The organism is Deefgea salmonis (assembly GCF_020531905.1).
GTDB lineage: Bacteria > Pseudomonadota > Gammaproteobacteria > Burkholderiales > Chitinibacteraceae > Deefgea > Deefgea salmonis.
Genome location: NZ_JAJAWG010000001.1, coordinates 551410 through 569445, shown reverse-complemented (window position 1 = coordinate 569445; position 18036 = coordinate 551410). Strand labels below are relative to the sequence as shown.

The window sequence follows — 18036 nt, the reverse complement described above, 5'->3', positions numbered from 1 at the left end:
CCAAATCATGACTTTTTAGGATCCGCATGCGCATAAAAATCGCTTCTCATGCTTTGGTTTTGATCTACGCCATACTCTTGAGTGCTTGCGCTACTCGATCGATTAATCCACCCATTAGTCAGGTGGACGTGAGTGAGGGGTATCGATTTTTTCATGGCTCAGAATTAAAGGCGCAAGATCCGGCAACTGTGTTTATGCTGGCTTTTTCTGGCGGAGGGACGCGTGCTGCGGCCTTCTCTTATGGGGTATTAGAAGCGTTACGTGCCACCCCGATTCATGGCAGGGCTGGGGCAAACAACTTACTCGAAGAAGTCGATTACATTACTGGGGTTTCGGGCGGTAGTTTTACCGCATTGGCCTATGGCTTGTATGGGGAACGTTTATTTGAAGAATATGAAGCCCGCTTTTTAAAGCGAAATGTGCAAGGCACACTATTTAATAAATGGATCAATCCCATCAACTGGCCCAATATGTGGCAGCCGACCTATAGCCGTTCCGATATGAGTCAGGCGTATTACGATGAAATATTATTTAATAATGCCACTTTTGGTGATTTACTCGATAAAAAAGGCCCACGAATTCTCGTTTCAGCAACCGAAGCGGCATCGAGTTTTCGCTTTACGTTTTCGCAAGATTTTTTTGATCTAATTTGTTCTGATTTATCTGCAGTGAAGTTGTCCAGAGCGGCGACGGCTTCATCAGCCGTACCTATCTTATTTACGCCAATTACATTTAATAATTACGGTCTTCATTGTGGCGCTAATATTCCAGCGTGGGTCGATGAGGCACTTCAATTGGCTAAAAATAAAAATGATTTGCCGATTCGTACCTTGCAAAGAATTCGCGAACTTAAATCGATACAAAATAGTGATAAAAGGCCTTTTCTACATCTTGCCGATGGCGGTATATCGGACAATTTGGGCGCGCGGTTAATTTTAGAGTTGCTTGAGGCTCTGCCACTGATTCAAGAGAAACGAGAGGCCAATGGCGAAGCGGCAATTAAAAATATTGCATTTATCATTGTGAATGCCTCGTCGAGCCCAACCCTGACCTGGGGTACATCCGCTCAGCCGCCTAACGAGTTTGAGGTCGCTTTGCGGGCCATTGGCACACCGATCGATCAATATTCTTATGAGACCATTTCTTTGATCGAGGATATGGCCAAAGCACTGAATCGATCACGACGTTTACAAGGGCAGCTCAATGGTAAGGCCGACTTACCCATCACCGTTACGCCGATTGTGTTGAGTTTTGCACAAATCGAAGACGACGCTGAGCGAGCGTATTTTGATAATCTACCCACGAGCTTTGTGCTTGCGCCGGAGCAAGTCGATCGTTTGCGGCAACTAAGCCATGCGTTATTAAAAAAATCACCGCAATATCAAGATTTAATTCAACGGCTTCAACTTGCCGTTGATCGCCATTAATCGGGCTTGGGCAAACGTGCTTATTCGATTGAGCGCTGGAGCTGCTTGGCATGATAAGCCACGTGATCTTCGATCCAGCTGGCGATAAAATAGTAGCTATGGTCATATCCTGCGTGGTAGCGAATTTGCGCGTCGATATGCATCTGTTGGCAGGCGTTTTCGATGTTTTGGGTGCACAGCTGTTCGGCGTAGAACGGATCGTCCAGTCCTTGGTCGACCAAAAATGCCTTTTTGTCGTGGCCTTGCAAAATTAACGCAACGGCATCGTATTGTTGCCACGCCGCGCGATCATCCCCAAGGTAGGCGGTAAAGGCTTTTTGTCCCCAGCCCACTTGGCTTGGCGAAACAATCGGCGAGAACGCCGAGACGCTGACATAGTCATTGGGGTTTCTAAGCCCCAGCACCAGTGCGCCATGGCCGCCCATTGAGTGGCCGCTGATCGACTTTCTTTCGTTGGCGGCAAAGTGCGTGGTGATCAGGCGAGGTAGCTCGTGCAGAATGTAATCATACATTTGGTAGTGATTGCACCACGGCGACTGTGTGGCATTTAAGTAAAAGCTCGCACCCTGACCCAAGTCATAAGCGGCGTCATCGGCAACGGATTCACCTCTTGGGCTGGTGTCTGGCGCGACAATCATGATGCCGTGTTCTGCGGCGTAGCGTTGGATGCCGGATTTGGTGATGACATTTTGCTCGGTGCACGTCAGGCCAGAAAGCCAATAGAGTACCGGTACTTTGCGCTCTTTAGCTTGTGGCGGCAGGTAAACTGCAAAGCGCATTGGGCAGTTCAGTAAGTGGGACTCATGCGTCCAAACTTCTTGCCAGCCGCCAAAGCAGGCGTGTTTTTCGATTTGTTGCATCGATGGTCCCTGAAAAATACGGATGATGCTTGCCGTTGAGCGGCAAGCTTGGGGTGTTGTTATCGGTTATTGCGATTGGCAAGGCTAGATTCCCCGCGAAAATCATCACCGCGCGGCCAATAGACCTTAGAAGTGAATGACGGTTCGGATCGACTTGCCGTCATGCATCAATTCAAATGCGGTGTTAATTTGATCGAGCGCCATGGTGTGGGTCACAAAAGGAGCGAGTTCAATATCGCCTTTCATGGCGTCTTCAACCATATTGGGTAATTGGCTGCGGCCTTTTACGCCGCCAAATGCCGAGCCCATCCATGTTCGCCCAGTGACCAGTTGGAAAGGGCGGGTTGAAATTTCTTGGCCGGATCCGGCAACACCAATCACAATCGATTGCCCCCAGCCGCGATGCGCGCTTTCGAGCGCTGCGCGCATCACGTTGACATTGCCGATGCATTCAAAAGTATGGTCAAAGCCCCATTTATTGATATCAAGCAGCACATCTTTGATCGGCTTGTCGTGATCTTTGGGGTTGATGCAATCGGTCGCGCCAAATTGTTGGGCGAGTTCAAATTTGCTTGGGTTGGTGTCGATGGCGATGATGCGTCCGGCTTTGGCTTGACGCGCTCCTTGCACCACGGCCAAACCAATGGCGCCTAAACCGAAAACCACGACCGAGTCACCCGCTTGAACTTTGGCGGTGTTATGCACCGCGCCAATGCCGGTGGTGACGCCGCAACCCAATAGGCAAACATGCTCATGGTTGGCGTGTGGATTGATTTTGGCTAAAGACACTTCAGCCACGACGGTGTATTCGCTGAATGTTGAGCAGCCCATATAGTGGTAGATCGGCTGGCCGTTGTAGGAAAAACGCGTCGTACCGTCGGGCATCAGTCCTTTGCCTTGTGTTTCGCGAACCGCAACGCAAAGGTTGGTTTTGCCCGACTGACAAAATTCACAGACCCCGCATTCTGCGGTATACAGCGGAATCACATGGTCGCCCGGTTTGACGCTGGTCACTCCTTCGCCGACTTCAATCACAATGCCTGCGCCTTCGTGTCCGAGTACAACAGGAAAAACGCCTTCTGGGTCGTCACCCGACAGCGTAAATGCATCGGTATGGCAAACGCCGGTGTGGGTGTTTCTAATTAAAACTTCGCCTTTTTGCGGTGGGGCGACGTCAATTTCGATGATTTCTAATGGTTTTCCTGGCGCAAAAGCGACGGCGGCACGTGATTTCATGGGTTTGATTTCCTGATTGCGTATTCGTTTGATTACTTAAGATAGGCGCGGACTAATTCAATGGTGTTATTAATTGAGGCATTGTGTTCACTGCTACCGCCTTCGGTGGCGTCAAATGTTTCTCGGATATGGCTTTCAAGCACTTCGGCCATTAGCCCATTGGTCGCGCCGCGTACTGCGGATACTTGTTGCAAAATGGCGCGGCATTCGGCGCCGGTTTCTAGGGCTTTTTCTAAAGCATCAATTTGCCCGCGAATGCGACGAATTCGAGTAAGGACTTTCTTTTTTTCTGCTGGGCTGCTGGGCATCGACGTTGGCTTGTTCTTGATTAGACGGCTTTTATACTATACCCCAGTATACTAAAATGCAACGGATACTCTATGGTAGTATGCAGTATCTATGTGTACTTTGCGTACTGCTCCGTGGGATGCAGGGCATCATGGTTTTGCCTGTTTAATCGAGCTGACGAAGGAGTTTGATTTTGGAATGGATTCGCTGGTTTTTATTGTTTGCTTTAACGGCGTTGGCTGAAATTGTCGGCTGCTATTGGGTGTGGCGGGTGGTTAAGCAAGGCGCGAGTGCGTGGTATTTGCTTCCGGCGGCGGTGTCATTGGCGCTGTTTGCCTATTGGCTAACGCTGCATCCAAATGCTGCGGGGCGAACTTATGCGGCCTACGGTGGAATGTATATTGCGGTGGCCTTAGTGTGGTTGCGCGTGGTGGACGGGGTGGCTTTAACGCGGTGGGATGTGTTGGGTGCGGCTTTGGCTTTGCTGGGTATGGCGCTGATTGCTTTTCAGCCGGGCTTAGATTGAGCGGTTTTAATTTTAATTCACGCCGCTTTTCGGTGATGCGTGTGTTCCGTGTAAAATCAGCATAATGAACTATGAACTGATTATTCCCGATTCCGTCTGGCGTGACGAAGACTTACGCCCTTTAATGAACCGCGATTTAACCTTGCCGGCCTTGGCCATTCTGTATGGCAAGGGGCAGCACCAGCGCAGCCCGATGGGCCCATGCGCTACAGCCGCCGATTATTTGGCGCACCAGCTCTATGACACGCCGCCTTCATTGACCGCACTCACTTTGGCGCAAGATTGCCCCGACGTGCAATCTGGCTATTGGTTGTGCTGCGATCCAATCCATTTACGCATTGATCGTGATCGACTCACGATACTGGGTGTGCCCTTATTGCAAATTAGCCAAGCCGAGGCCGACGCTTTGGTGGCGGCACTCAATCAGCAGTTTGCTGAAGATGGCTTTTTCTTTGTCGCGGCCACACCGAGCCGGTGGTATTTACGTTTACCTGCCGATCCACAACTGCAATTCACGTCGCTTGCCCAAGCTTTGGGTGGCAATCTGCAAGATTATTTGCCGCAAGGCGAGCAGGCTTTGCAGTGGAATGCGGTGCTCAATGAAATCCAAATGGTGATGTATGGTCATCGCGTGAATGATGAGCGCGACGCGGCTGGGATTGCAATGATCAATAGCGTGCATTTATCTGGCGGTGTGGACTATCGCGCTGGCGCTATTGCGCCCGCCAAAGCTGCGGTTTTCGGTGGCGACCATCAGGTTGCGGCCTTGGTGGGTCAGCGCGGTGTGGCCAGTGTCGCTACAGTGGCAGACTTACCAGAGCATGACAGCATCGTGGTGCTCGATCAATTGAGTGTGGACGCGATTTATGGTCATGCTTACGAGTGGCGCAGTCAATGGTCGTGGCTAGAGACGGTTTGGTTTGCACCGCTGTTGGCGCAATTACAGTGTGGCCAGTTGCAATCGCTGACGCTGACATTCCTCAGTGCTGGCACGCAAGTGCGGATTACTCGCTTGGATTTGTATCGTTTTTGGCGTCGCCCTCGACTGCCATTTTAAAATGGTCGCGATTTATGCTTTGTAGTGCTGAGTCAACGTGCTGTTGAGGTTTGTTTTCTGGTCGCGCTAGCGCGATTTCCGTCAACATCAACAGCGCCTTGGCTGGGTCTAGTTTTTTTGATTAAGGGTTGCTGTGCTCACCATTCGTTCTCGTTCCGTTCCTGCTCATTTGGAGCAAACCTTATTACACGCTGGATTTTCACCACTGCATGCGCGGCTTTACGCGGCGCGAGGCGTGGTGCAGCCGCAAGAATTAGAGCATCAACTGAAACATTTATTGCCGTTTAGTCAGCTTAAAAATGCCACCGAAATGGGCGTGCGTTTAGCCGATGCCATTGCCGCTGGGCAACGGATGTTGATTGTCGGTGATTACGATTGCGACGGTGCTACTGCGACCGCATTGGGGATGAAAGGCTTGGCGGCATTTGGCGCAGTCGTGGATTTTATTGTACCCAATCGCTTTGAATACGGTTACGGTTTAACGCCGGAAATTGTCGCTTTGGCGGCCGAGCGTCAGCCCGATATTATTATTACCGTCGACAATGGCATCGCCAGTCATGCTGGGGTTGAGGCTGCACGAGCACTGGGTATTGAGGTGTTGATTACCGACCATCATTTGCCGGCCGATACGCTGCCCGATGCGTTGATTGTGAACCCCAATCAGCCCGATTGTGGATTCCCCAGTAAAAATCTGGCCGGTGTGGGCGTGATGTTTTATGTGTTGATGGCATTGCGCGCCGCACTGCGCGAGCGCGGCGCTTTTGCTGAGCAAACCGAGCCTAATTTGGCGCAATGGCTCGATATTGTCGCCTTAGGCACGGTGGCCGACGTGGTTAAACTCGATGCAAATAATCGGATTTTGGTGGAGCAAGGTTTAAAACGGATGCGCGCCGGTCGCGCTGCGCCCGGGATTATGGCTTTGTTTAATGCTGCGGGGCGTTTTCATGCCCGAGCCAGTTGCTTTGACTTAGGCTTTGCTTTGGGGCCGCGCCTGAATGCCGCCGGGCGGCTGGACGATATGAGCTTTGGGATTAACACTTTGCTGGCTGCCAGTGAAGAGGCGGCGTTGCCTTTGGCGCGTGAGCTCGATCAATTAAATCGAGCGCGCCGCGAGATTGAACACGGCATGCGCGCCGAGGCCGAGTTGGCATTGGCCAGTGTGGCGGTGGACGATAGCTTTAGTATTGCGCTTTACAATCCCGAATGGCATCAAGGCGTAGTGGGGATTGTGGCGTCGCGAATGAAAGATCGGTTTCATCGGCCAACCATTGTTTTTGCCAATGGCAATGGTGATGAGATCAAAGGCTCGGGGCGCTCAATTGCTGGTTTGCATTTGCGCGACGCGCTCGATTTAGTCTCCAAACGCCATCCGCATTTGATTGCTAAATTTGGCGGGCATGCGATGGCGGCGGGTTTGTCGTTAAATGTGGTCGATTTTGCCGAATTTAAAAGCGCTTTTGAGGCGGTATGTCGAGAATTACTCAATGAAGGCGATTTAAGTCGCGTGATCGAAACCGATGGCGAGTTGCCGCCAGACGCTTTTGTATTGGCTACGGCCGAAGGGTTAGAGCGCCAAGTTTGGGGGCAAGGTTTTCCGGCTCCGGTATTTCAAGGCCAGTTTCGAGTGCTGGAGCAGCGCATTGTGGGTGAAAAACACAGCAAGCTTAAGCTGGAGACGCCATTGGGTATTGTGCTAGAGGCCATGCAGTTTAATTACTGCGAGCCAATACCCCGACATATCTCGGCGGTTTATAAAATCAGCGTCAATGAATTTAGAGGCGAGCGGATATTGCAATTGCAGCTGGAACATACCCAAGCCTGCGCAAAACCGGACGAGGCAAAATAATGGCTCAACCGCGCTGGCTTCAACCGATCTCACGTTCGATGAAATTATGCTTACGCTTGGCTGCGGTGTATGGCTTATTGGGCGGATTGGGCGTGGCTCAGGCAGGCTTTTTATTACCCAGCGCCGAGATGGCGTCGCGCTCGCAATTGGCGTGTCAGCCATCGTTGATTATGGGCTTAATGGAATGCGAAACCTTACCCGAGCCCGCGCCGCCAGTGCAAAATGATCCGGCCATTGTGCCGGCAGAATTTGTTCGCCCGAGCGAGCAAATTGCAACGCTAGGGGCGGTGATTGATGATACGCCGCAGCAACCGTTTTTAGATGTTGTGCCGACGCAAGTGAAGGCTGGCCGATTTAGTTTGAGCTGGCAAAATGGCTTTGGCGCGGTCGGGCAGTGGTGGGAAGTTTGGGATAATCAGCAACTGCGTTATCGCGGCAAAGACTTTATTTCTCGACCGTTACGCCCCAATGCGGCCAATTCGCTGGATTCGATCCAGAGTCATGATGTGAAAGAGGTCTCATTAAAAGACGTGCAAGGTGGCGTTTTTACCATCGAGCAACTTGAGCCGGGTCTGCATCAGTGGCAAGTGAGCTTGTGTCGTGGCACATTGGCCGCGCCGCAGTGCAGTCATGCCTACGCACAAACTTGGGCTGAGACTGCTGGGGATGCGGCCGCGGTCATCAAAAAACCCGCGCCGCCTGAATTGGCATGGACTGCGCCGGTGATCACCGACGGCAAAGCGTTGCTCAAATGGGATGTGTACTGGGGTAATGTGGGGACGCAATGGGAAGTGTTGCAGGCGGGCAAAGCGATTTATCGTTCCAGTCAATTTACCGAAACCACAGAAAACAGCCAATCGGCGCAAGTTGAGTTGCCGCTAGTCAATGGGGTTTATTCACTGTCGATTCGGTTATGTAATGCCAATTTGTGCAGTGAATCTGCGCCAGTAACAGTCGAAGCCATGTTGGGGCCTAATTGGGCGCCCAGTCAGCCGAGCGTTAAAGTCTATACCGATGCCGATCCAGAGCTGGGTAATGGCTTACCGGTAGGGCAGGTGATTGTGAGCTGGCAAACCACCGGCCCCAGTGTGGCACCCGATCATTGGTTATTGCTTGATGCGGATCGGCGACAGGTGATGTTTAGTCAAAAAATCAGTCAACCCTGCCAAGCAGGCGTGTGGTGTGGTAGCTGGCAGGGCACTCCGGCAACGCGGCTAGCCAATTGGCTGGTGAAATTATGCCGTGCTAAACAGTGTATTGATGCGGTGCCGGTGACTGTGCCAGCGTTGCCGCGTTAACTGCTGCATCTTGCTGGTCTTGCTTTGGATCGGTTGACGTTTGTTGGCCATCAAAGTCGATCCCGCAGCGGGTAAAACCAACAGCAACAAACTAAGCCAAAGCAATGATGAGTTGCTGCTCTAGCAATAAAGAGAGACTGCTTGCGGGATCAAATCCCTCATTGACAGCGGCCCCAGCCAATAATGCATCTTCGAAAGTGAGCTGCTGCATCAGCGCGAGAAAAAATGCAGCTTGTGCCGCGTCAATGATTTGGTATTGATCGCGCCAAACCAAAACACTTTCGCTGTGATATAAATCTTGTGGTTTTTCGCCGCCGTGGTGCATGGCAAATAGGCTGGCAATCGGCCATTTAGATTCAATGAGCTGCAGCGCGGGATGCAGCAGCAATTTAAGCTGTGCCAGCGATTGAAGCTGTTCGGCCAAGGTCGCCGCGCTAACTCCCACGTGATCGTCGGCGTAGTGCGCTTGATGCATCGCCCAGTCTAATTGCGCCACGTCACTTAAATAAGGGTAGGCTTGTGTCGGCACAAATTGGGCAATAAATTCAGCCAGCAAATGTCCTTCTTGATGCAAATTGGCCGATGTGCTGGCGGTGCTGTGGGTATACACATCGGCCATCGCCATAAAAAATTCTTCGCCCAATAAAGCCAGCACCGTGGGGTAGGCCAGTTTGAGCGCATTGGCGCGATTGAGCCGGATATTGTTGCGATACACCGTCATATTGGCTTGGGTGGCCGGACTAATAGCCGTGTTCGTGCTGTTAGGCTCGTCAATGGCGCGGGCAAATTCGGTGAGGGCGTGTAGGTAGTTCATGGCGTTGCGCCTTGCCAAATCGCGGTGCAATGCGTATTTAAGTGTTGGTAGTCCAGCATCAAGTCATTGAGCGCCGGAATATGATTGTCGCGTTCAAGCAGCACTGGGATCGGCCCGGTTTGCTGGATAACAATGTCGAGCAATTGCCACACCGCAGGGGTTGGCGCTGCGCCATGGGTATCGATGGCAACACCATCAAACAGCTCAAAACCGGCGATGTGAATTTCTCCTACTGATGCCAGTGGCAGGTGCGCCAGTTCAAGATAAGGGTCAATGCCCAGATTGATCTGACTGACGATGAGATTGTTGACATCCAGAATCAGCCCACAACCGGTTTGCGCCACCAGTTGCGCCAGAACTTCACTTTCGAGATACATTTCATCTGCAAATTGGATATAGCTGGAAACGTTTTCGATCAAGATGGGCCGCTGTAAATAATCTTGCACGACGTGAATTCGCTCACTGAGTTGCTCAATCACGCCCTCAAGGCGCGGCACGGGCAATAAGTCGGCGTAAGCGCGGTGATTGAGCCGATTCCACGCTAAATGCTCGGACACCGCTGCCGGTTCGATGCGATCGACCAGTGTCTTTAGCTGTTTTAGATGCAATGTGTCTAGTGCCGGGTTACCTAAGCCCATGGCGACGCCGTGTAAGCTGATGGGGTAATTGGCGCGGATTTTTTCAAGTGCCGCAATGGGTGCGCCGCCACCAAAATAATTCTCACTGTGTACTTCCCACCAAGCGACGGGGGGCTGATCTTGAATCACGGCTTGGATATGCGGGCTTCTAAGCCCTAGGCCGGCACAAAGCGGCAGTGAAGTGAGCATCTTTATCTACTTAGCGTGAGCAGGGAGAGTGCGGCAGGGAGAAGCTGTTTCTGGCCTGCCGCCGTGCGGTTTACATGGGTTTGAGCATGCCTTTCATTTCGGTGCAAGTGCCTTTGGCGACGTATTTCCATTCTTTGGGATCCATGCTGGCACTGGCTTGACCGGCGCAAGCGTGGCCGTTACTGGCGCAGTCATTCGCGCCGGCTTTAGCCACGCCAAAGCATTTTTCTTTGGCGGCATCGGCGGCTAAAGCCGGTTGTGCGGCGGCGGCTAAGACGGCCACCATGGCTGAGGCGAGTAAGATTGATTTATTGTTCATTTTCATTCTCCAGCGGATTGAATCAAGTAAGAAAAATCGCGTCTGTCGGTATCGACACAATGGTAGTCGTAGCGACTGCTTTGTTATTACACCAGTAAGAGAAAAAAATGAATGTTTTTTTATTTCCGTAGTGATTGGTATGGGTATATTGCTAGAGACTATTTATGTGTTGGCTTGTGGCAATATACCAATACAGTAGATTGAATTTATTGCGGGGAATAAACATCGTTCAGATGCAAGCTAGCATTTGAACGGTGTTTTTTTGTTGGCTTGAACGTATTTGGCTGTAAGTTGTTAACGAAAATTAGTTGAAATAGTTTAAGACGCCATCCAGCCCAGCGTAATTAATTTTATACGGCGCTTGTGCTTGCACCTTGGGTTTGGCATGGCAGGCGACGCCAAAACCAGCGGCGTGCAGCATCAGCAAGTCATTCGCGCCATCGCCCATCGCCACCACTTGCTCGTGGCGTAAACCGAGTTCATCGCGCATAGCGATCAATTCGTCGCGTTTTGTTTCGGCATTGACGATGTCGCCAACAATGCGGCCAGTCAGTTTGCCGTTTTCGATTTCCAGCTCATTGGCGATGGTGCGCGTCAAGCCAAGGCGGGCTTGGAGTTTCTCGGTGAAAAAAGTAAACCCACCCGAAATCAACAGGGTTTTCGCTCCTGCCGCTTGAAAACCAGCGAGCATTTTTTCTGCGCCGGCCATCAGTTGCAAACGCTCAGTGTAAACACGCTCTAGCGCCGATTCGTCGAGCCCCGCCAATAAGGCCACGCGCTGCGTGAGGCTGGCGTTAAAATCGAGCTCGCCGCGCATGGCGGCTGCAGTAATCGCAGCCACTTGCGCTTTGATGCCGATCATATCGGCGATTTCGTCGATGCATTCGATGGTGATCAGCGTGGAGTCCATGTCCATCACCACTAAACCGATGTCTTTTACGCTCAGGTCTTCTGGGATAAAGGCAAAGTCAAACTGATTGGATTCACAAAAATCAGCGACCGACTCGAGATTCTCGATTTCAGCGCCGTGCAGTTTAAACGCCTGCTGGTTAATCGCTTCAATGGTGTGCGCGCCCGAAAGACGGGCCAGTTGTTTTAGGTTTTGGGTGGCCAATTCGGGCGCTTGTATGACTAAGCGGTACATTATTGCTTTCCTATTACTGGTTTTAAACTATGGAAAATCATCGCAAAAACCCCTGCGATGCTGGCGCCTAAGACGGTTTCATAAATCCGATTTTCGGCTGAAATTTCGGCGGCATGGCCATGAATCCCCAGTAGCGCCAAAATCAGATACACAATAAAAGTAATTATCGCTGCGACATACATTAAGCCATTGGCAAAGGCCACCGGAATCAGCGCGCCCGATAGCGCGGCTAAAATAACCAGTTCGACACTGGAATTGATTTGAAACACAAACAGCCACGCCACGGCCGAGGCGAGCAAAACGCCGACAAAGCGTAGCCAGATCGTTGGATAGGTTCGGTCGGGCTCGGGGCGAAACACCACCACAGTGCAAATGGCGGCCACATTGGGCGCTGTGAGGTTGAGATAACGGGCAGCAAAAAAACTAAACGCACAGGCAATGGCCAACAAAATGCCAAAGGTGGCCCCAGCAAATTGGCCTTTGCGCAGTTGCTGGTAGTCGCTACGCCAATGCGGCTGGATTTGTAAACCGATGGGGTTGTTCATTCTGGGCGCAAAGCTCACACTGAGCGCAATCGTCATTGCCGCCGCAATCAGGTAATACGGCAAAATGGCGCTCGACACAAACGTGCCGGGGTAGCCAATCAAGTAGGCTGACGCCAATAGCCGCAGTAATAAATCCAGAGCAAAACCGGCGGATAAACTCGCGCCGATTAAGGTCATTAAAAGTAAAATTCCGCCCAGCCAAATCAATATATTGTGATTAATGCTCAGGCTAATGCTGGCGGTCAGCAGCATCAGGATATTGCCAAGCACCATGCTTTCGAGGCGTTTTCTGCGCGTGCCGCCAATGTCGAGCATGAGCGTGGCCAAAATGGCAAAGCCCATCATGCCCGCGGCTTGGTTGTGATCGTGGTAAACCTGCCAGCCCATCAAAATAGCAAAAACCATTACCCCCAACAGCATGCGCGAAAGGGGGAATGGCCCACGATTAGGGCGAAGTAGCGTGAGCCACTTGGGCATTAATTATGCACCGTGACACTTTTTGAATTTCTTGCCTGAACCGCAAGGGCAAGGATCATTGCGGCCGACTTTAGGTTCGTCGCGTTTGACTTGCTCAACATGGCCAAATTTTTCTTCCAGCACAAAGTACATAATGTCTTCAACATGCCAAGGCAACTCGGCAACACGATCGGCACGCTCTTTGGTGGTGAGGAGCTTGATCGGCTCGGCACCGACTTCATCACTTGGGCTGGTGTCGGCTTCGTCGCCCGCGCTGGCCGCCAGTGCCAGAATGTTTTCGACGGCGGTATCGAGTTCTTCATTGGCTTCCAGCAGTACATCCCACGCTTCACCGCGCGCTTCAATCCCAGCATAAAACCCTGAGGCCCAATACACGCCAGAGGTTTCTTGCCATTGCTCGTCTTGATCTTCGTCCGACAAAATCACCGGCACATACAGTGGGTTTTCACCGGGATTGTCACGGCGATTAACTGAAAACGCCGCTTTAATGCTGGCTGCGTGTTGGCGAATCAGGCCGAAAATCTGTTCGGCTTCTGCGTGATCGTCAAATTCCGGTGGGGTGCCAGCAAAAATCGCGGGTAGCCATTCATCTTCCGGCACTTCTTCTGGGCCAACGGCCAGCGCCACCAAAAAGCCATCGAGCATTTCGATGTCCATGGTTTCGGCTGGCGTGCGCGGTGACATTAAAAAGCTGTCGAGTTGCTCAAGTTGTGCGTCGCTAAGGAGTTTGCTCATACTGATTTCCATTGATTTAGTGCTGCTGAAGTGGTTTTTCTAACCACTCAGCAAAGTCAGGGCGCGTCGGGATAAAACCCTGCCCACGAAAAAAGCCACGGGCGCTGTGCGTTGTAGCCAGCATTATATGGCTTAAGCCTTGCTCGCGGGCGCTCAATTGGACTGCCGCGAGTAAAGCGCGGCCTAAATTTTGCCCGCTATGCAGTGGCGAGACATAAAAATGCAAGATTTCGCCATGCCTATCCATCACCGCAACGCCGCAGAGCACGTGCTGTTGTACCGCGAGCCAAACGGTATCGCCATCGGCAATCGATTCGGCAATATCGTCAGCATTAACGGCAAGGCATAAGTCGCTGAGCGTTTGCGCGCAATGCTGATGATCTAATACCCCCAGTTGCGTGATCGATTGCACGATAAGGGCGTGAATGGCTTTTGCGTCATTTTGCTCGGCTGGCCGAAAGTCATAGTTTTGCATCGTTATACCGCCGATTTAAGCAGTTGCAACAAGGCATCAGCGCCGAGTTTGCCACTGCTGTCGCCGCCTTCAAGCAGGCTATCGGCCAAGTCGCGTTTATTGTGATGCAGCGCGACGATTTGCTCTTCAATCGTGCCCTCCGCAACCAGGCGATAAATGGTCACTGGGCGTTGTTGTCCCATACGATGCGCCCGGTCTGACGCTTGGTCTTCTACCGCCGGATTCCACCAAGGATCAAGGTGAATCACGTAGTCGGCGGCGGTTAAATTGAGTCCTGAGCCACCGGCTTTTAGGCTGATCAAAAAGATGTCGCCTTCACCGGCTTGAAAGGCATTGACCGCTTCAAGCCGTTTTTTCGGTGGCGTGCTGCCATCCAGATATTGGTAGGCAATGCCTTGTTGGTCTAGCCATTCACGCACAATCGCTAAATGATCGACAAACTGGCTAAACACCAGTGCTTTATGTTTGTTTTCCAGTAGTTCGGTAGTGACTTCCGCAAACGCAGTCAGCTTGCTGCCAATGAGTTGGCTGTCTTTCATCACCAGCTTAGGATTGCAGCAAAAGCGGCGTAATTTGGTGATTTCGGCTAACACTTGCATTGGTTTTTTGGCCGCTTCATCAATGCTATCGAGTCGTTCTACCGCCTGCTGGCGTAGCGCTTCGTATAAATGCTGCTCGTCACTGCTGAGTGGCACGCGCAGCGTGATTTCGGTGCGTGAGGGTAGCTCGGCCAGCACTTGGGTTTTGGTTCGGCGTAGCATAAACGGCTGAATGAGTTTTTTGAGCGCCTGTTTGGCCGCTTTATCTCCGCCTTCAATTGGGTTGGCGTATTTGGCGGTGAATTTCTCTTTGGAGCCCAGTAGCGCTGGATTGATAAAGCGAAATAGATTCCACAATTCACCCAAATGATTTTCCATCGGCGTGCCGGTGGCGATCATTTTAAAATCGGCTTGCAGCGCCATGGCCGCTTGGCTGCGTTTGGTGGTGGCGTTTTTAATCGCTTGCGCTTCATCGAGCACCACCGTATGCCAATGCACGGCGGCAAATTGCTCGGCATCTTGTTGCAATAAGCCATAGCTGGTGATGATGACGTCAAATGCGCCCAGCGCCTCAAGCTTGCGGTTTTGTCCATACGCTTGAATCTTCAGCGTCGGGGCAAATTTGCAGCTTTCGGCTTCCCAGTTCAGAGCCACCGACGTCGGTGCGACGACTAAACACGGGCCTTGCGGTGCACGCTCGAGCATTAAGGCCAAGGTTTGTACGGTTTTGCCCAAGCCCATATCGTCGGCCAAGCAAGCGCCAACGCCCCAATGCGCTAAGCGCGACAGCCATTGAAAGCCGTCTTGTTGATAGTCGCGCAGTGTTGCTTGCAAGGTGGATGGCACTTTGGGCTGGTGCTGCGCCAGTTGTTCGAGCTTGGCGATGTGATTGCGCCACGCGGCATCGGCTTCGAGCTCGCCCACTTCTTGGCTCAGTTCAAGCAGTGCATTGCTGGCCAGTAGGTTGACCTTGAAACCGTCTTTGCCGCTGGGCTCCGCGACCGCGTAGAGCTCTTCGAGGCGTTTTCTAAAGGAGTCAGTCAGCGCCAGATAATCGTTGTCACCCAGCTTTAAAAAGCGACCGGGTGAAGCGTCAAGTAACTCAAGCAATTGGCGCAATTGCAACACTTTGCCATCGTCGAGTTTGACCTCGCCATTCACGACAAACCAATCGCCTTGCTGCTTAAGGCCGAGTTTCATATTGGCCAGCGATTTGGTGGCTTTAAGGCGAAAGCGCTCGCCTTCGGGCCAAACTAGCTCGATTTGCTCAGCGGGTAGTCGGCGCAATTGCATTAATAGTTCGAGGCAATCATCGGGCGCATCCATTTGCCATTCTTGCCCGTCGGATTCGGCGTTGGCCAAGGCGGTGCAATGGTTGAGGACTTGATTGAGATTGGCTTTTTCTTGTTTTAAATCGCGCTCAACTTGCACGGTTTTACCGTCTTGCTCGCCCAAAATATTGGCCGCGCCTTTGCCGGGGGTGAACCAGCTGCCTTCGAGAATCGGACGCACCAAAAACTGCAAACGTAAGCCTTCGTTCAGTGGCAATAAATGCGCGTACAGCAGCGTGTTGCCCGGTATCGCATTGATGTGCGCCGCCAGCTCAGGCAGGTCTGAATGAATCGCGATATGCGGTGCAATGGCGGTGATCGCACCAACCAGCTGCGGTTTGGCTTGGGCGGGTACCAATAAGCCGCTGCCAATAATGCCGGCGATTTGGCGGATGTCGGGCTTGATGCGGTACACCATCAGGCGGGTTGGCGTTTCTTTTTGCCAAACAACGTCGTCGCCAGCAGTGATTTTGGGTTTGAGCTTGAGTGAAATCTGGCCTTTGCTTTCTTTGAGTTGCAGCGCAATTTCGCCTTCCGCAATATCAATGCGCACATCAGGCGCATCGGCCCAATATACTTGCGGGTGGCCGATTAGCTCGAACAGTGCCGACTCATGATCGAGGGTATAGCCCGATTCGCCATAGTAGTTGTGCTCTGGACGCGCATACTTCACGATACGCTGATCTTGTTCGCTTAAATAAGCCAAGGCGGGGTCGTTGCCAATCGCTAGGCGTTTGAGTGCCACGGCGCGGCCTTTACTCCAGACACCTTTGGCGCTGAGTTTTTGCTCTCTGGGCTCTAGCGTAATGCCGCCGTATTGTGCGTTAACGAGCCAAGCCAGCCGAATATGGCTGGTCGTGACTTCATTGGGTTTGGTATTGAGCTGGCTTAACGCCGTCAGCGCCCGCGACCAAGCCGCTTCGCGTGGTAATAAATCCACCCAAGCGGTGAGTTGACGATCGGCATGCCAATTCGGTTGCAGTAAATCATCACTAAAAGCGCGCGCCATAAATACGTCTAGTTCTTGCGTTACCCATTCGTATTCTTGCCATGCGTGGTGTAGTTTTTCGCACTGGGTGCGCCAATTGGCATCAAATGGATAGTCGCGCCAATACAAAATCAGCAACTCAATTAGCCCCGTAAAGCCATAACTGGCGGTGACGGGTTGCACGGCATTGCTGTGGCAGGCCAAGCCTGTGGCGAGGTAATAAATCCAGTCAATATGCTCGTCATACAAGCTATTGAGTTTGTCTTTTTTACCGACTTCAAATTGCACCACCAAGCGCTTTAAGTCGTCTTCGCTGCGCTCGGCGATTAAGGCCAAGCTGTAAAGCAGGCCATTGATGCCAGTAATGCCGACCTTGCGCTTATTGCTGTGTTTTTTTATTTGCTCGATCAGCAGGCCAAAACGATGAATCGCGCTGGCAAAATCGCCGCGACTGAGGCGGTTGGCCGTGTCCGCTTCGGATAAGATATTGGGGTTAAGTAAGCTTGCCAGATGGGCAAAAGCGTCTTGATCACCGCGTAAATGCGCTTGCCACGCCAGCACCGACACAAAATTGGGCAGCACCCCTTTCAGGACGGCGCAATGATTGAGTGCGTAATCGTATTGCGCTTTGGCTGGGGCTAATAAATTGCTGGCAAAATACAAGAAATTCACCAGCAGCAAGGCCTGAACTTCGACGCTGAGCGTGGCAAAGTGGCGCACGCCCAGTGGGTGGCTAAAGAAAAAATGCACCGGATGCTGCTCGAGCGCGGCTAACGACATGCCGCTGGTGCTAAATGCTTCTAAATCGCTAGTCAGTAGCGATTCGTCGCCCATCAACGCCGAAAAAACGCACAGCGTGGCATAACTTTGTCGGGACGTGCTTTCCCAATATTGCACCACGGGTTTGGTTTGTGCTGCGGTACTCACCCAATCGAGTAGATTTTCACGCTCGTTGAGTTGCGCCAATAGCGGCCATTGCAAACCTTCGTTGAGCTCAAAACCGACGACATCGTTTTTAATCCATTGGCTGATCAGTAAACGCCCCAAGGTGGCTTTGACCGATGGAATATCCAGTGCAATCGCTGGCTCAAATGGCGTAATTAAGGACAGCCGTTTGAGTAACTCAATGATCCGAGTTTGCCCCAGCCCTTTGCCATACACGGCAAAGGCATATAAAAAAGGCAGATCTTGTGGGGGTATATCGCTGAGTGATTTATTCTTCAAAAGAGCCAAGGCAATACCTATCTATTGTATGAATGAGGAGTGAGGCGCGATGCGGCAAGGGCCAAGCCATGCCGCGGGAG

At 51.9% G+C, this 18036-nt stretch carries 16 protein-coding genes; 5 read left to right on the top strand and 11 right to left on the bottom strand.

Annotation, left to right across the window (positions count from 1 at the left end; all coding sequences use genetic code 11):
• Positions 1 to 26 precede the first annotated feature (26 nt).
• A complete protein-coding gene (locus LG219_RS02515; RefSeq protein ID WP_226762969.1) occupies positions 27 to 1427 on the top strand; it encodes a patatin-like phospholipase family protein in 1401 nt (466 codons plus the stop codon).
• A 20-nt stretch (positions 1428 to 1447) separates the two neighbouring features.
• Here the strand turns inward: LG219_RS02515 and fghA are convergent, their stop codons facing one another.
• From fghA to frmR, 3 genes are all read right to left on the bottom strand, one after another.
• Entirely contained in the window at positions 1448 to 2287 is an 840-nt protein-coding gene (gene fghA, locus LG219_RS02510) for an S-formylglutathione hydrolase (protein WP_226762968.1), read from the bottom strand.
• Positions 2288 to 2413: 126 nt separating this feature from the next.
• Positions 2414 to 3523 (bottom strand): S-(hydroxymethyl)glutathione dehydrogenase/class III alcohol dehydrogenase, encoded by a 1110-nt coding sequence (locus LG219_RS02505; RefSeq protein WP_226762967.1) that lies wholly within the window; start codon positions 3521 to 3523, stop codon positions 2414 to 2416.
• A gap of 32 nt (positions 3524 to 3555) precedes the next feature.
• Positions 3556 to 3831, bottom strand: coding sequence for a formaldehyde-responsive transcriptional repressor FrmR (gene frmR / locus LG219_RS02500; RefSeq protein WP_226762966.1), 276 nt, complete (start codon positions 3829 to 3831; stop codon positions 3556 to 3558).
• Positions 3832 to 4004: 173 nt separating this feature from the next.
• Between frmR and LG219_RS02495 the strand changes: the two genes are divergently transcribed.
• The 4 genes from LG219_RS02495 to LG219_RS02480 all read left to right on the top strand — a co-directional run bounded on the left by LG219_RS02495 (position 4005) and on the right by LG219_RS02480 (position 8538).
• Positions 4005 to 4337, top strand: a complete 333-nt coding sequence (locus LG219_RS02495) for a YnfA family protein (protein ID WP_226762965.1) — start codon at positions 4005 to 4007, stop codon at positions 4335 to 4337.
• A gap of 64 nt (positions 4338 to 4401) precedes the next feature.
• The gene (locus tag LG219_RS02490) at positions 4402 to 5394 is read left to right on the top strand and encodes a hypothetical protein (RefSeq protein WP_226762964.1); all 993 of its coding nucleotides are present in this window, start codon (positions 4402 to 4404) and stop codon (positions 5392 to 5394) included.
• A gap of 133 nt (positions 5395 to 5527) precedes the next feature.
• Positions 5528 to 7240, top strand: a complete 1713-nt coding sequence (recJ, locus tag LG219_RS02485; RefSeq protein WP_226762963.1) for a single-stranded-DNA-specific exonuclease RecJ — start codon at positions 5528 to 5530, stop codon at positions 7238 to 7240.
• Entirely contained in the window at positions 7240 to 8538 is a 1299-nt protein-coding gene (locus tag LG219_RS02480) for a chitinase N-terminal domain-containing protein (RefSeq protein WP_226762962.1), read from the top strand. The genes recJ and LG219_RS02480 overlap by 1 nt, the downstream gene beginning before the upstream one ends.
• Positions 8539 to 8629: 91 nt before the next feature.
• Here the strand turns inward: LG219_RS02480 and LG219_RS02475 are convergent, their stop codons facing one another.
• The 8 genes from LG219_RS02475 to LG219_RS02440 form a co-directional block, all read right to left on the bottom strand.
• Positions 8630 to 9352 (bottom strand): HvfC/BufC N-terminal domain-containing protein, encoded by a 723-nt coding sequence (locus tag LG219_RS02475; protein WP_226762961.1) that lies wholly within the window; start codon positions 9350 to 9352, stop codon positions 8630 to 8632.
• Entirely contained in the window at positions 9349 to 10179 is an 831-nt protein-coding gene (gene bufB / locus LG219_RS02470; RefSeq protein WP_226762960.1) for an MNIO family bufferin maturase, read from the bottom strand. The genes LG219_RS02475 and bufB overlap by 4 nt, the downstream gene beginning before the upstream one ends.
• A 70-nt stretch (positions 10180 to 10249) precedes the next feature.
• Positions 10250 to 10498 (bottom strand): BufA1 family periplasmic bufferin-type metallophore, encoded by a 249-nt coding sequence (locus LG219_RS02465; protein ID WP_226762959.1) that lies wholly within the window; start codon positions 10496 to 10498, stop codon positions 10250 to 10252.
• A 304-nt stretch (positions 10499 to 10802) separates the two neighbouring features.
• On the bottom strand, positions 10803 to 11642 hold the full coding sequence (gene serB, locus LG219_RS02460) for a phosphoserine phosphatase SerB (protein ID WP_226762958.1): 840 nt from the start codon (positions 11640 to 11642) through the stop codon (positions 10803 to 10805).
• The gene (locus tag LG219_RS02455; RefSeq protein ID WP_226762957.1) at positions 11642 to 12664 is read right to left on the bottom strand and encodes an FUSC family protein; all 1023 of its coding nucleotides are present in this window, start codon (positions 12662 to 12664) and stop codon (positions 11642 to 11644) included. The genes serB and LG219_RS02455 overlap by 1 nt, the downstream gene beginning before the upstream one ends.
• 3 nt (positions 12665 to 12667) lie before the next feature.
• Positions 12668 to 13399 (bottom strand): UPF0149 family protein, encoded by a 732-nt coding sequence (locus LG219_RS02450; RefSeq protein WP_226762956.1) that lies wholly within the window; start codon positions 13397 to 13399, stop codon positions 12668 to 12670.
• Positions 13400 to 13415: 16 nt separating this feature from the next.
• Positions 13416 to 13874: a GNAT family N-acetyltransferase gene (locus tag LG219_RS02445; RefSeq protein ID WP_226762955.1), complete on the bottom strand. Its 459-nt coding sequence runs from the start codon at positions 13872 to 13874 to the stop codon at positions 13416 to 13418.
• Between the two features lie 2 nt (positions 13875 to 13876).
• The gene (locus tag LG219_RS02440; protein WP_226762954.1) at positions 13877 to 17965 is read right to left on the bottom strand and encodes a DEAD/DEAH box helicase; all 4089 of its coding nucleotides are present in this window, start codon (positions 17963 to 17965) and stop codon (positions 13877 to 13879) included.
• Positions 17966 to 18036: the final 71 nt, after the last annotated feature.